Annotated in this window: 10 protein-coding genes; 4 read left to right on the top strand and 6 right to left on the bottom strand. The window is 69.3% G+C overall.

Annotated features, from left to right (window positions below):
• Nucleotides 1-38: 38 nt before the first annotated feature.
• Complete coding sequence (locus ACYVIO_RS34490) at nt 39-4,304, bottom strand: hypothetical protein (RefSeq protein WP_460655148.1); 4,266 nt, start codon at nt 4,302-4,304, stop codon at nt 39-41.
• Nucleotides 4,305-4,496: 192 nt separating this feature from the next.
• Entirely contained in the window at nt 4,497-5,975 is a 1,479-nt protein-coding gene (locus ACYVIO_RS34485; protein ID WP_460655147.1) for a S8/S53 family peptidase, read from the bottom strand.
• A gap of 85 nt (nt 5,976-6,060) precedes the next feature.
• Between ACYVIO_RS34485 and ACYVIO_RS34480 the strand changes: the two genes are divergently transcribed.
• On the top strand, nt 6,061-8,646 hold the full coding sequence (locus tag ACYVIO_RS34480) for a CHAT domain-containing protein (protein WP_460655146.1): 2,586 nt from the start codon (nt 6,061-6,063) through the stop codon (nt 8,644-8,646).
• 7 nt (nt 8,647-8,653) lie between these two features.
• On the opposite strand, the gene ACYVIO_RS34475 is transcribed toward ACYVIO_RS34480, so the two are convergent.
• Both ACYVIO_RS34475 and ACYVIO_RS34470 read right to left on the bottom strand, forming a co-directional pair.
• The gene (locus ACYVIO_RS34475) at nt 8,654-9,118 is read right to left on the bottom strand and encodes a hypothetical protein (protein WP_460655145.1); all 465 of its coding nucleotides are present in this window, start codon (nt 9,116-9,118) and stop codon (nt 8,654-8,656) included.
• On the bottom strand, nt 9,111-9,734 hold the full coding sequence (locus ACYVIO_RS34470; RefSeq protein ID WP_460655144.1) for an RNA polymerase sigma factor: 624 nt from the start codon (nt 9,732-9,734) through the stop codon (nt 9,111-9,113). The genes ACYVIO_RS34475 and ACYVIO_RS34470 overlap by 8 nt, the downstream gene beginning before the upstream one ends.
• 228 nt (nt 9,735-9,962) lie before the next feature.
• Here ACYVIO_RS34470 and ACYVIO_RS34465 point away from each other — a divergent pair, with 228 nt between their 5' ends.
• Nucleotides 9,963-10,265, top strand: coding sequence for a protease inhibitor I42 family protein (locus ACYVIO_RS34465; RefSeq protein ID WP_460655143.1), 303 nt, complete (start codon nt 9,963-9,965; stop codon nt 10,263-10,265).
• Nucleotides 10,266-10,311: 46 nt separating this feature from the next.
• Here the strand turns inward: ACYVIO_RS34465 and ACYVIO_RS34460 are convergent, their stop codons facing one another.
• Together ACYVIO_RS34460 and ACYVIO_RS34455 are read right to left on the bottom strand one after the other, a co-directional pair.
• Entirely contained in the window at nt 10,312-10,740 is a 429-nt protein-coding gene (locus ACYVIO_RS34460; protein ID WP_460655142.1) for a hypothetical protein, read from the bottom strand.
• A gap of 10 nt (nt 10,741-10,750) precedes the next feature.
• Nucleotides 10,751-11,863 (bottom strand): C1 family peptidase, encoded by a 1,113-nt coding sequence (locus tag ACYVIO_RS34455; RefSeq protein WP_460655141.1) that lies wholly within the window; start codon nt 11,861-11,863, stop codon nt 10,751-10,753.
• Between the two features lie 396 nt (nt 11,864-12,259).
• Between ACYVIO_RS34455 and ACYVIO_RS34450 the strand changes: the two genes are divergently transcribed.
• Both ACYVIO_RS34450 and ACYVIO_RS34445 read left to right on the top strand, forming a co-directional pair.
• Nucleotides 12,260-13,543, top strand: a complete 1,284-nt coding sequence (locus ACYVIO_RS34450) for a hypothetical protein (protein ID WP_460655140.1) — start codon at nt 12,260-12,262, stop codon at nt 13,541-13,543.
• Nucleotides 13,543-14,340 (top strand): hypothetical protein, encoded by a 798-nt coding sequence (locus ACYVIO_RS34445; protein ID WP_460655139.1) that lies wholly within the window; start codon nt 13,543-13,545, stop codon nt 14,338-14,340. Before ACYVIO_RS34450 ends, ACYVIO_RS34445 begins: the two co-directional genes overlap by 1 nt.
• Nucleotides 14,341-14,348: the final 8 nt, after the last annotated feature.

Genomic DNA, 14,348 nt, shown 5'->3' with positions numbered 1-14,348 from the left:
CCCAAACCAGCAGCTGACCGGACCACTGAGACAACGGCTCAGGGGGTGAAGCGCTGTTTGATGGCGGTGATCTGGTTGTTGGTGATGCGCAGGGTGTATACGGCCTTGGATGCCGGTGCGACGGTAGCGAGTTCCTGGACGGTTGTGGTGCGCCAGGTTGATGCGCCTGTCTCGTCGACCAGCTCCAGTTTGGCGGTGGGAAGCAGGGAGTTGGTGCGCAGCAGGCCGTTCGCGTTGCGCCAGTAGTAGTCGTGGCACCACTCGGTCTCGCTGGAGACGGTGTCGTCGGCGCACGCCTTCTCGGCGTCCTTGCCGGTGAACCATTGGACGACGTCGTAGGTCACCAACTGGCGGTCCAGGTCGACCGCAGTGATCACTGCGTCGACCACCGGGCCGGGTGGCGCCTTCTCCCGTGTCTCTCTGGGGTCGATTTCAGTGCTGGTCAGAGTGCGGAACGTGCTGCCGTCCCATTGGTAGACGTCACGCGCGACATGGTTCGCACAGCACGACGGGTCCTTGCCTCCAACGCTGGTTCCCGAGACCACGACAGTCTTTCCCGTCGCGGTCAGTTTCGCCTCCCGGTAGTAGTGCGCCTCCCCGAGAACACCCAGCACGCGCGGCGCCGTACCGGAGGTGTCGAAGACGGCGTACTGCGTCGGCAGGGACGAGGTCGTCGACGGGCACTGCGCCTCGACCACCATCTCGGGCTGACGATCGCCGGTCACATCGAGTCGGCGTGGTTTCACCGGCGCCTTGTCCCAGACATTCGTCTTGAAGTCCGGCTCGTCGGGCGGCAGGGTGCAGCCGATCGCAAGCAGTGCCGGGTCACGCCATCGACCCGCGTCGAGAGGTCCGTCGCAGGCAGCCCGGTCGCGGTAGCAAGCCAGGACCTCTCCGGCGTACGCCGCTTGGCCGGGAACGTTCGGGTGCATGCTCCCTTCGGCCGCCTGTACGTCGGTCCAGTCGTGCCTGAGCCGAAACCGGTTGACCCACCGTTCGGCGTTGCCGGCCTGGTCGTCGGGGCCCTGGTCCTGGCATAGACCGTGGTCCGCCGCGCTGCCCGCCTTCACACCCTGGCCGACGAACGCGTAAGTCATGTCCACGAAGTCGACCGCCGCGTTCACGGCCGTGACTCTCAGCACCTCGTTGATCGTGTCAACCAGGTCGTTGAGCGCTGCCTGCTCGGTCGGGCCGAGGCTTGCCCCGCCGGACCCGACGCCGCACGCCTGCGCGTTGTTGTCCGGGAACAGATGCGGATACGACGTCAGGATCACGCGCCCACCCGCCGGAGTCCGCCTGCGCAGATCACGGAGGACGTCGAGGACTCCGGGTCGCGCCTTGCCACCGCGGTCCCGTGCAGTGCCCAGCTGACCGGCCGCCAGCTTGATCAGCTTTCGGGTGTACGGCGCGCAACTGTCCCAGTCGCTGCCGGTCAGTTCCTTCAGCTCCAGAAGATCGGCCCGCAGCTCGCCGTCGGCCTCGAGGTCTCGGAGCCGCTGCTGCGTCGATCCGCCGGTCGCGGCGCAGAGCTTCACGACCTGCGCGAGATGAACGTCGCTGCCGCCGAATCCGACCGTGACCAACTTGGTGTCCGAGGGAAACTCGTCTTGAGCGCTCAAGTAGTCGCCGGTCATCGCGCCGCTGCAGGCACGGAAGTCCAACGTCAGCTGCAGCTCCCGGGCCAGCGCGGGTGGGTACGACTCGGGCGACCGGTGGCAAGCATTTCCCTCTGGTTCGTCGGTTCCCGCGTAGTAGCCCGAGTCGCCGTCCCAGACGAGGTCTCTGGGCTTCGAGTCCCTCCGGTCGCAGGAGAGTTCGAACGCCTGACAGTCCGACAGTCGCTGCTCGAAGGTGCTGAGCGGCACCTTCTGGTACTGGCCCGTTCGAGGAGCTCCCTCGCCGGCCGAGAACGAATCCCCGAAGCTGATGAGGGTGCCTTCGTTGCCGACCGGTTGCGGCTCGACCACGCCACGGCTGGGGTCCGGGCATTTCGCGGGCAGGCCCAGCGCCGGACCGTCACAGTTCTTCGCGATCCACGCGCCGTTGCGTAGGCCGTCCGGCATCAGGCCGTACGGCACGCCGCCGGACGCGTACACACCGCCCACTGTGGCCAAGGCGAACACTGTCAGCAGTGCAGTAACGGTCGCCCTGCGGTGCCGCGTCGGCGGCGCTTCCACCGGTTGCGGCTGCGTGGATGCCAGCGAGGCGAGGCGTTCTCGGACGATCGAGTGGGCGAAGGCGAACTCGTTGCCGCCGTACGGCTGCAGCAGAGACAGGCGAGCCGCTTGATGGACGAAGCCCGGGAAGTTCTCGGGGATGTAGCCGCCGCGGCGCAGGGCTGCGACAGCCAGTCGTACCTGCAGCAGGTAGCCGAACGTTCCGAGCATCCAGGCCAGCCAAACGCCGGCCGCCAGCACCACTAGGTTCTGCAAGGCATCGGCGAGCAGGTTGCCCGTACCAGCTTGGCCGGTCGGCAACCAGTTGACCCAGAAGCGGACCACTTCGATCATGAGCACCGGAGTGATGGCGGCCAGGACGACGAGGAATGACAGGCGCAGTTGACGCGCGAGCAGCCGGCGCTTTGCCGTGGACGGGGAGTGGGCTTCCCAGGAGCGATCGGTCTCCACCACCGCCGTGTCGTGGCCGAACACCCACAGCTGAACGGCAATCAGCAGCGGAAACGATGCCAGGAGGGCAAAGACCGTGGTGTGCTGCCGAGTGCTCAGAATGCTCCAGGCGGCGAAGGCAGGCTGGACGAAGTTGTACGCGACATAGCTCAGGAAGCCGATCTCGGCCACGAGGACGAGGCCGGCCAGCGGCGTGATCTCGGCCTTCAACGTCGTCAAGGAGAAACGCCCACGAACGAGGCGAGGTTTCAGCACCGGCGTGTCCATCCCCGCGCCGCCTGCCAGCAACCCGAAGATGTAGGCGGACGCGAGCAACACCGCCGACAACGCGCCGACGATGTACGCGGCGGCGGCGCCGTAGGCGATGCCGGCGGCCGAGCCCAGGATCAGTCCGGTCACAGCTCCGACCGCCACCCCGAGGCCGATCGCGATCCGGACCTTGGCCGGGCTGCGGTCCGGCAACCAGAAACCGTCGACCCAGTCGTAGAAGTAGTACTTCTGCCACTTGTCGAGGCTGGAGGCGATCCACCCCAGGTGCTTCAGGAAGAGCTTCCGCGACGGCTCCTCACGCAGGTCGAACGCGTTCGCCTCGGCCGCGTCCACGTCCTGCCGGTGGAGCATCAGTTCCAGGTAGCCGTCGATGAGCACGTCACGAGCGTTCTCGTGCGCGAACCGTTCGGCGGTGAGCCCGGCCTGGTCCGGTTGGGAGAAGACCAGAGCAGCCACCGAGGCGAACATCCGGCTGCGCATGGCTTCGCGCAGCTCGGGGCTGGTCTTGATCAGCTTCCGCAGCTGGACGAACGAGGGCCCGAGCTGATCGAGGAAGGCGACGATCTCCGCGTCCGACAACGGCCGGATCCGCAGCACCTCGTCGATCTTCAGGTCGGTGTCCTGGTTCGCCGTACGCACTGTCTCCTCGTGCGCCAAGACGATGATGTCCAGGTCCCGGTGCGCTTCGAGGAAGGCGTTCATGCTCTTGATCGAGGCGGCGCGGTCGAGGCTGGGAAGCCAGCCCAGGTTGTCGAAGACCAGCAGCAGCTGGCGGTTCGCGAACCACTGCCTGAAGACGATCTCGGGCGTCCCGAAGTCCTCCGCCATCACGTCCTGGACGAACTCCTCGAGCGACGCGTCAGGGTGCCAGCGCCCCAGGTCGACCCAGACCGGGATCATGACCCCCAGGTGCTGGGCGTTCCTGTCCAGCAGCCGGTCCAGCATCGTGGCGGCCAACTCGCTCACCACGCGCATCATAAGGGTGGTCTTGCCCGCGCCCGGTTCCCCGAGCACGAGGACCTTGCGGCCGCCCATCTCGTTGAGCAGGAGCCGGCCAAGTCGGCGTTCGTCCAGGATCGGCACCTTCTCGCCCGGCCCCAGCTCGGCGTCGAAGGTCACCGGGATCATGCTGTTGCCGCGCAGACGAAGATCGGCCTGCTGCGCGATCGAGCTCTCCTGCCGCTCCTTCAGCAGCCGGGCCGTTCGCTTCAGGACACGTTCGCGGTGGGCCCGATCGTCGACGACCACGGCAGTCTCGTTCTGCGGCGACGATCTCGCCGAGGCCCGCTGACTGACGTACGCCAGCACTCCCAGGACGACCAGCCCGGCCAGGATCAGCAGTTGTGCGTTCTCCCGGCCAGGCAGCTCATCCAGGTTGTTGATCAGGTACCCGCTGACAACGGTCACCCCGATGCCAACGACGGTCGCGAACGCCGCGCCCCCCGACCGATTCTCCCGTCGCCGACCTTTCACAGTTCTCCCCCCACACCACGGTCAGTTCATCCCCCTGGGGACCGTGCGAGTCCGTAACCTACTCCTGCTGCGTGCTCCTGTCGTGGGTTCGCCGACTGCTGTGTACGCCGCGGCCTGTCGGACCGGTCAGCACGAGCCGCAGGAGCAGCTGCGTTCTGGTTGGCAGGGGTTGTGGGACGGCCCGCAGATCTGGTGGGGGTGGAGGACCGGGCCGATGCCGGGGGCTGCTTGGGTGCCGGCGAAGGCGAGGACTGCTGCGGCGGCGGTGGGGGCGTTTTCGCCGGTGCCGGACATGCGGGCGGCGATCATGCCGGCGACCAGGGGAGTGGAGAAGGACGTGCCGCTCCAGTTGGCCAGGCCGGCGAAGTTGCGCTCCTCGTACGGCTCTTCCTCGCACTTGTACTTGCCGGTGCCGAACGCGTTGACCAGTTCTTCGCCGGGGGCGTAGACGTCGACCCAGTGGCCGTAGTTGGAGAAGTGGGCGCGGGTGTTGCCGTCCGCGGAGAGGGCGCCGACGCCGATCGTCCAGGTGTACGCCGCGGGGAACGTCGGGAGGTGGGTCTCGTCGTTGCCGGCGGGGGCCAGGACGGTGACGTTCAGGTGGCGCAAACGCGTTCTGTAGAAGGCGTCGAAGGTGTGCAGCGGGAGGTGGTGCCGGGTGGCGCCGTCGAACTCGCAGACGATGATGTCCGCGCCGAGGTCGAGCAGGTCGCTCATCCGCTGGATGATCTCGTACTCGTACGCCATCCCGCCGTACAGGCGCCAGTCGATCTCCTTCGCCCGCTTGACGCAGACCTCCGCCTTCGGTGCGGTGGTGCGCACACACCCGGCGACGAAGGTTCCGTGGCAGGAGTAGGCGCCGATCGGGTTGCCGGGCAGCGCGGCCGGGTCCGGGTCGCCGTACACGCCTTCCATCCACGGCCACTGGTGCGTCGTCGCCTCGACGAGTCCGCCGTCGACGACTCCGACCAGTACGCCGCGACCGTCCCATCCGTGCTTGCCGCAACAGATCCCGCTGTTGATCGACGGCACCGTCGCCGCCGAGCTCGACGGCACCTCGGCCGGTTCCGACGCCGGGCAGGGATGGCCGTTGCCGTTCAGGGGGAGTGCGGCGCACGGCCGGGCCACGCCCTCACCGATCGAGCGGTCGAGTCTCGCCAGGACGTTCGGCGTCGACAGGGAATCGTCGTCGTCGTACCGGCCGTTCGGTTCGCCGGGGAACTCGCGGCCGCCGTACACGCCGGCCTTGCCCGCCTGGACCGAGCGGCTGCTCCGGCCGTAGCGCCAGACCAGACCGGTGACACCGTCGATGACCGGCAGCCGGTCGATCGCCACGGTCTCGGGGATGATCGGTCCCTCCGGGTCCTCCTTCTGGCGGTCGACAGGCTCCTCGCGCAGCGCGCCGAGGACCAGTTCCACGTCCTCGGTCCGGACCAGGAGGGTGTCGCGGCGGTAGAAGTACTCGGCGTACCCGAGGGTCTCCCAGTTGTACGGGTGCACGGCCGTGGTGCCGAACCACCGCTCGTTGCCCGGACCGGGATCCTTGCCGTCCCGGTCTTCGATGATGAGGCGCAGGGCGTCCTTGAGACGTTGGTCAGCCGACATGGAGGTTCCTCTCGACGGTGAAAATTCCGGGGCCGGGCGTACTACGATCTGAGGACGTCCGGTGAGGGGAGGGCGGCCTGTGGCCGTGGACATCGACGACTTGCAGGCACTCGCGCTGTCGCGACCCACTGATGCGCTGCGGATCGCGCGTGAGGTACTGGCCAGTTCGCCGTCCGACGCCGAGGCCGCGGCGGCCCATCAGGCGGTGGGCGTGGTGGCCCGAGACTTCGGTGACATCCAGGAGGCGGTGGTCGAGCTCAAGTCGGCGTACCGCTATGCCCGCCGCGCGGCCGATCCCGATCGCGAGGCGGACATCCAGGCGAGTCTCGGCGTCGCGCTGGTGATGGCCGGCCAGACCGATCGCGGGGTAGCGATGCTCGACGCGATCGTGCCGGGCCGCACCGGGGTGCACGCCGGCCGGATCTTGATCCGCCGTGCCTGGGTGCGCGGCGCTGTGCTCGGCCGGTACGACGAAGCGCTCGCCGACGCCGAGCAAGCGGTCGCGCTGCTGAGCGATGCCGGCGACCTGGTGTGGGAGGCCCGCGCGCTGACCCACCGAGCGATGGTGCTGCTCGCGATGGGCGCGATCGAGCGCGCTGACCAGGACTACGCCCGCAGCGAGGAGCTGTTCTCGAGCCGCGGCCAGATCGCCGAGTACGCCGACACCCGGCAGGCCCGTGGTGCCGCGGCCTTCGCTCGCGGCGACCTGCCGACGGCCCTGCGGTACCTCGGCGACGCGCAGCGGGTGGTCGAAGAAGAGCTCGGCATCCTGGAGCCGGACCTGTACGCCAACAAGTGCTTCGTGCTGCTCGCGGCCGGTCTGACGCGCGACGCGCTCACCGAGATCGACAGCGCGCTCGACCGGATCGAGCAGCAGCGCGGCTCGGACGCACGTCGCGCGGAACTCTTGTACTGCGCGGCTCTGGCGGCCAACGCGACCGGCGCGATGGACGTGGCCGAGAGTCGCGGCCGCGCCGCCTTGAAGTTGTTCCGCCGCCAGCAGCGTCCCTGGTGGGCGGCCCGCGCAGAGCTTGCCCTGCTGCAGTCGCGGTACGCCGGTGGCGACCGGACCATCAAGCTGCTGCGTACCGGGCAACGAGTCAGCGCCGAGCTGGACCAGCTCGACCCGGACCTCGCCACCGAAGCGCACCTGCTGACGGGCCGACTCGCCTTCGCACGAACGGATCCGGTCACGGCCGGGCAACACCTCACGATCGCGGCCGCCGCCCGGAACCGCGGACTCCGGGCCCGCGGCGCCGGCTGGCTCGCCCAGGCCACGCTCCGCCAAGGTGAAGGCCGGTCGCGCGCGATGCTGGCCGCCTGCCGCCAGGGACTCAGCCTGATCGAGGTCTACCTGCGCACCCTCGGTGCGACCGAGCTGCGAGTGCTGGCCACCGCGCAGGGTTCCGAGCTCGCCGCGATCGCCCTGCGGTACGCCGTACGACGCCACAACGCTCGCCAGGTCCTCGAGTGGAGCGAACGCTGGCGCGCCACCGTGCTCGCGATCCCACCGGTCCGGCCGCAGGAGGACGACGGTCTCGTCGCCGACCTCGCCACGCTGCGCGGTCTGACCCAGAGGCTGGAGGCCAGCCATGACCACGGGCCTGGAGCCGGGCCCTTGCAGCGCGAACGCCGTCGGCTCGAATCGTCCGTACGCCGTCGCGCGCTGCTCGCTCCTGGGACCGTCGGCAACCGGCCCGACCAGTTCCGCAGCGCCGACCTGCTCGATCACCTCGGCGCGCGCAGCTTGATCGAGCTCGCCGAGGTCGACGACCAGTTGTACGCGATCGTCGTCGCGCGCGGACGCGTGCACCTCGACCTGGTCGGCCCGACCGCGCTGGCGACTCATCGCTTGTCCCACGCGTTGTTCGCCCTGCGCCGCGAGGCGTCCGGGCGCGGCACGGACCAGCTCGACATGGACGCCATCGGGGCTCGGCTGGAGACGCTGCTGCTCGGATCGGCGGTCAGGCATCTGCAGGACGGCCCGGTGGTCGTCGTACCGACTGGTCGGCTGCACGCGGTTCCGTGGAGTCTGCTGCCGTCCTTGCGGGATCGGCCGACGTCGGTCGCTCCTTCCGCGGCCGCATGGTTGCGCGCCCGCAAGGCCGTACCGCCGGCGACCGATCGCGTCGTACTGATCGGCGGTCCGAAGTTGTCGACGGGACATGAGGAGGTACGACGGCTCGCGGACCTGTACCCGGATGCGGTGGTGCTGAGCGACGGCGCTGCGACGGCCGAGGCCGTGCTGGAGGCGATCGACGGCGCGGCCCTCGTCCATGTGGCGGCGCACGGGACGTTCCGTGCCGACAGCCCCTTGTTCTCGGCGCTCCAGCTGGATGACGGACCGCTCACGGTGTACGACCTGGAACGATTGCGCCGGGCTCCGCATCGCGTGGTGCTGTCGAGTTGCAGCTCGGCGGTCGGCAGCCCAAGTGGTGCGGACGAGTTGCTCGGCCTGGTCAGTGCCCTGGCCGCGCTCGGGTCGGCCGGAGTCGTTGCGAGCGTCGTACCGGTGAACGATCCGGGGACCGTGCCGTTGATGCTCGAGCTGCACGCCCGGCTGCGGGCCGGCGACGAACTCGCCGAAGCGCTCGCCGCGAGCCGGGCTTCGGCAGGCGGCAGCCGTTTCGCGCGGACGGCCGCGCAGTCGTTCATCACCCTCGGAGCCTGAGCCACTGTCAGGGGGACACCAGCCCTGTCGTCACCGTCGTACCGGAGTCGGTACGGCAGGTGATGCGGAACGGACGGCTCGGCACCGGCCGGATCACGAAGAACCCGAACTCGTCGACGGAGGTCGTCCCGAGGTCGTCGGAGCCGGCGACCAGAGTCACCGTGCCGCCTTGCGGAGGACTGAGCTGACCCAGCAGCTCGTCCGGGGTCAGTTCGAGCTCGATGCTCACCAGGTCCGAGGCGAACGTCAGTCGCCGAAGGGCCGCGCTCTCCGCTGCTCGGGTCACATCCATGGCGCCGCTCTCCCACGCGGAGTCGTAGGTGAGTGCTGCGAGCTCGGCGTCGATCGTGCGCCAGGCGTACACCGCTTTGCCGGCCGCGACGAGACTGGGCGGCACGTCGTTCGCGCTCGCCAAGGCATCCTGCAGAACCTCGAGCAGCTGGTCGTCGTCGGTCCACCACTGGCTAGTCATGCTGCTCACCTCCGTCCTCGATGGGGCGCTCGTTGGGAAATCCGATCAGTGCGGCCAGTGCAGGGGTCTGGCGCAACCGATCCAGGCAGCGGGCCCGGTTGGGGCCGATGCTGCCGACGGGCATGTGCAACTTGTCGCTGATCTCGCGGTAGACCGCCGGCGGGTCCTGCACGAGCATCGAGAGCAGCAGCCGGCACCGCGGTGACAGCTGCCCGAAGGCAGCCCGGACCGTCGTGCGGCGCTCGTGCAGCAGGATCTCCTCGTCGAGCGGGGCTTGCTTGTACGGCGCGGCGTCGTACGGCGTGGCCGAGAGCAGCTCGACGGGGTCGGCCGGCTCGGTCCGCTGACCGACGCGCACCACCCGGAGACACTCGTGGCGGGTCGTGGTCGCGATCCATCCCGGCAGGGCAGCCGGTTCGCGCAGGCCGGGCAGGTGCTCGACCAGCAGCAGCCACACACTCTGGCCGACGTCGTCGATGTCCGCGGGCGTCAGCCCGAAGCGCCGGCAGATCGTCCAGACCAGCGGTGCGTACCGCTCCACCAGGTCGTCCCAGGCCCCACGGTCGCCGTCGCGGGCGCCGGTGACCAGACGGATGACGGCCGGATCGTCGCGCATTCGCGGCCCTCCTTGTCGTCGTGCACGGACACTATCGCCGACGTGGCGCGAAGTCCCTCCCTCCCACGGACTTCGTGCCACGTCAGCGCCCCGGACCCTCCCCCCGAATGGGTCCCTCGCAGACTCGGAGACGCTGAGGCCGCATCTGATACGCCGATCGGCAGATGTTTTTCCCAGAGCGCCGTCGGCACGGGCCTAGAGTGTCTGTGGTGAGGAGCTGAGGCGACGATGGCTGAGATCGATGCCGGTTCTGGCGACGTGGTGACCGCGGCCGTCGGGGACACCGTCGTGATCCGGTTGCCCGAGGCGACCACAGGTCACGTCTGGTCGTTGGTCGACCTGGGCAGTGGCCTGGTGCGGGTGGGGGACCGGTACGAGGATCGCGGCCGGGAAGAGCCTGGGCACAGCACGGACCATGTCTTCGTGCTGCGGGCCGAGCAGGCGGGCGAGTGGGCAGTCGGCCTGCGGCTGGCGCGGGAGTGGGAGACGCGGTCGGTAGACGAGCGGCGCCTGACGGTTCAGGTCGGCTGAACCGAGAACGGCCCGGCGAGTTCGCCGGGCCGTCGTCTTCGGGGGTCTACCAGAGATAGATCTCGTAGATCATGCCGTCGGGTTCTTCGCGCAGGTGGACGATGCTGTTGGTCTGCCGGGCCTGGCCGGCCAGCGAGGTGAGGGCCTGGAACGCGCCGTCACGGCCGTTGTAGAGCCGTCGCCAGCCGAGATCCACGATGTGGATCCAGGCGTTGCGGGCCTGGTCGATGGACCACAGGGCGTCGATCCGCTTGTTCGTGTGCCAGGCGGCTTCGGCGCCTTCGGCGGTCGCCAGCTGGCCGGCCGTCGGAGGCATCAGGGTCGGTACGGCGGCAGTCTCCATCGACTGCACCAGGGAGGCGAGTTGCTCCTCGGTGACCGCGGGCCCGGTGATGCCCGCGGTGTCGGAGGCGACGCTCGCCGGTGGTGCGAAGACCGGTCCGGCCGGTCCTTCCTTGTGGTTCGTGGTGGTCATGGTCGGCTCCTCACCATGCGTAGATCTGCTTGACGGTGCCGGATTCCTCGAACAACCCGACGGGCCGGCCGAGGGCCTTGGCGGCGGCGAGCTCGGACATCATCGCGTGCGACGTGACGGGCGAGGTGCTGTCGAGCTTCAGCCACCCGCGCTGCGCGCCGTACGCCCAGATGTTCGCGTCGAGCTCGTTGGACCACAGGCCGGTGATCTGCTGGTTCGGCAACCAGGCCGACAGGTTCACGCCGCGGACGGCGCAGGTCTGGTACGACTCGATGCCGCACTCGCCGTACGCGATCCGGAAGTAGCCCGAGTCGCCCCAGCCGAGGCCCCAGCTGTTCCTGGCGATCCAGCACGACTGCGCGTCGTCGTACCCGATCAGCACGACGCAGTGGCCGCCGGCGAGATCGCCGGTGACGTGGCGGTAGACGCCGGTCCGGTAGCTGAAGAAGTCGCGGTAGACGTTGAAGCAGGCGGTCACGGCGCCGTACTGCGAGATGTCCTGCTTCATCTGCAGGGCGTTGCCCGAGATGTTGGCCCAGTCGACGACCTTGGCCACCCGGTTGGGCCAGTCCGCGTTGATCTGGCCGGCGCCGTCCTGGTCGCCCGCGGTGTACGGGTAGTAGTCCTCGAACGTCACGCCGGTCGCCTTCGCGTGGGTGAGCGCGCGATCGGGCCACCAGCCGTTGCCGCAGTTGCGTCCTTCGGACCGGGCGTAGATGTAGAACAACTGCGCCTCGGACAGATCCACCGGCATCGTCGTACGGTGCGTGTACCGCAGCACAACCTCGGTCGCGGCGGCAGAGCCGAAGGCCACGCACGAACCGCATCCGCCCTGATCCTTGACGGGAGTGTCGTAGTCGACCCCGGCCACGGCCCGGACGTCGAACGCGGTGGGCGCGCCGATGCTCTCGGCCTTCGCGGCGTTCGCCGCCGCAGCGTCGGCCTCAGCGGTCACCTCCAGCTCGGGACGCGGCGGTACGCCGAGACGGATCAGCCGTTCCTCCTCCGTCAGCGCGGTGATCGAGGTGTAGGCCATCTCCCACGGATCGCCTGCGTGCGCCAAGGCCTCGGTCAACTTCGTGAGGTCGAGTGGGCGCGGCGGTTTCTGCGTGCTGTCAGCCATCTGAATTCCCCCTGCGCGTCGCGGCAGCTCCGCGAGCTGCTCTCGCGGGAGCGCCGAGGGCCGGGCGACAAGACCCGGCTGAGGCAGAGAAAGCGTCCCCGGGCCAGATGTCGTTCTGAACAGGCCCTCCTGGGCAACGTAGGCCGGTCCCGCCGTACCGGCAAGACCTGCCGGGAGCCGTTGTGGGGGTGCTTTGTTGCGGCTTTCGACGGCATTCCGGAATCGACGACCCGATGCGCCGGAGGCTGCATCGGCGATGCATTCAACAGGTGTTTGTTTGACGGCGCCGAACAGAAATTGCGGTCGTTCGCTCCGAGGTGATGATTTGTTGCCGCGAGCCCGGTAGCTTCGGAATCGGGGTGAGTACACGGGGCCCGGGGTGGGGGATGTTTCGTGATGCAGGAATTGAGAGAAGTACGGCCGCGGCGGCGGATCTGGGTGCAGCGGGTGGCGGTCGAGGCCGACAACCTGCTGATCCGGCTGAACGTCGCGCGGGCCGGTGACCTGAGTCCGGCGCAGACCGCGGCCGCGGCGGGAGTCGCCGAGCTCGCGGAGAACGCGCGCGCCGCGGCGTTCCGCTACGACCCGATGCCGCGCCGCTGGGGGAACTGGTGGCGCGGCACGCTGGTCGACATCGCGTTCCACAACCTGCACTCGGCCCGCGCGCAGATGGTCGACCTGATGGACGAGGCCGAGCTTCGGGCCGAGGTGCCGGTCGCCCTGGCGAGAGGTCGTCGCGCACTGCGTCGCGACGACGCGCAGCTGGTGGCGGCCGAGCAGTGGCCGGCCAAGCTGAGCGGCCCCGGACCGGTCGAGTGGATCCGGCCGGGCCTGCGGCGCCTGATCGACAACAGCTACGAGCAGCTGGACCTCGAGCACGCCCGGCTGCGGAACTTCCGCAACGTCGCGCTGATCTCGGCGATGTGCGTTTTCGTCCTGGTCGTGATCGCCGTGGTCGTCGTCTCGCGCCGGCCCGACTGGATCCCGCTGTGCTTCCCCAACGAGGAGACCACGGCCGAGGGCGTGTCACGGGTGGTGGGCCTGAACTGCCCGACCCGGGCCGGCGCGGGCGTCGTACCGGTCGGTGCCGACGTCGTGGTGGTGGCGATGCTGGGATCGCTCGGTGGCGCGATGTCGGCGGCGCTGTCGGTCCGGCACCTGAAGGGGACGTCCACGCCGTACGACGTACCGGTCGCGCTGGCGTTCCTGAAGATCCCGCTCGGTGCGTTCACCGCGATCCTCGCGCTGGTGGCGATCCAGGGAAAGTTCGTCCCCGGGCTGTCGGTGCTCGACTCGCAGGGGCAGATCCTGGCGTACGCGCTGGTGTTCGGGTTCGCCCAGCAGGCGTTCACCCGGCTGATCGACCGCAAGGCGCAGGACCTGCTCGAAGGGCTGCCCGGCGGCGAGGTGACCACGCCCACGCCGCAGAGCAGTCCGCCACCGGCGGTCCCGCCGGCGCCACCGTCCGGACCCGGGAGCGACGGGAGCGCCGTACCGGTCGAGGACGTCGAGGTGGTCGAGATCAACGAACCACTGCAACCTCCGCCGGACCAGCCGGACGACGACGACCTGCTGCCGGTGCTCGAAGAGACCGAGTACGTCGAGGACGACCAGGTCGAGGCGCCGCCCGGACCGGACACCGGGGACGGCGTCGACTACCCGAAGGAGGTCGAGAGCTGATGGCCTGGCAGGAGGACTTCCCGTTCGCGCATCGCGGACGGACGAACGTCAGCCGGCGGACCTGGGCGATGATCGAGGCGGCCGAGCAGATCGCCGACTTCTCGTTCGTCGTCACCCAGGGCTCGTACAACAAGGGCGGCGAGGCCAAGTCGGCCGGCACCCACGACGGCGGAGGCGTGGTGGATCTCCGCGCCAGGGACCTCACCGCGGCCCGCCGGGGACGAGCGGTCGTCGCCCTGCGGATGGTGGGGTTCGCCGCCTGGCTGCGGACGCCGGACCAGGGCAACTGGCCGTACCACATCCACGCCGTGGCGAAGGGGGACCGGGACACCTCGCCCGAGGCCCGCGCGCAGATCGCGTCGTACCTGAAGGCGCGCAACGGCCTGCGCGGCAACGGCAAGGACGACGGACCCGGCGGCCACTACAACATGACCTGGGACCTGTACCAGCACCTGCACAGCCTGGCCGCGCGCGTGGTCCCCGGTGACACCCGGCCGCGCAACAGCCTTGGCCAGCTTTGCCTTAGCTATAAGGCGATCCAGTACGCCGGGGTGCACCGCGCGATGAGCGGAGTCTGGGGAGCCCACCGCAACAGCGCCCACCGCAGCATCAAGGCACTGTTCCCCGCGCTCAAGAACGCCCCGGACACCAGCTTCCCAGAGTCCTGGATGCACCTGGAACGCGCCGTCCACCGCAACCCGCCGAACGCCGTCACCGACGCCTTCTCCTGGTACTGGTTCGTCCGCCGGGTCGGATTCTCACCCCCCGACATCAACGACTGGCCGCCGCGCCCCTGAGTTCTGCC

The sequence above is a fragment of the Kribbella endophytica genome, assembly GCF_054781295.1.
This window is presented reverse-complemented; position numbering and strand designations above follow the sequence as displayed.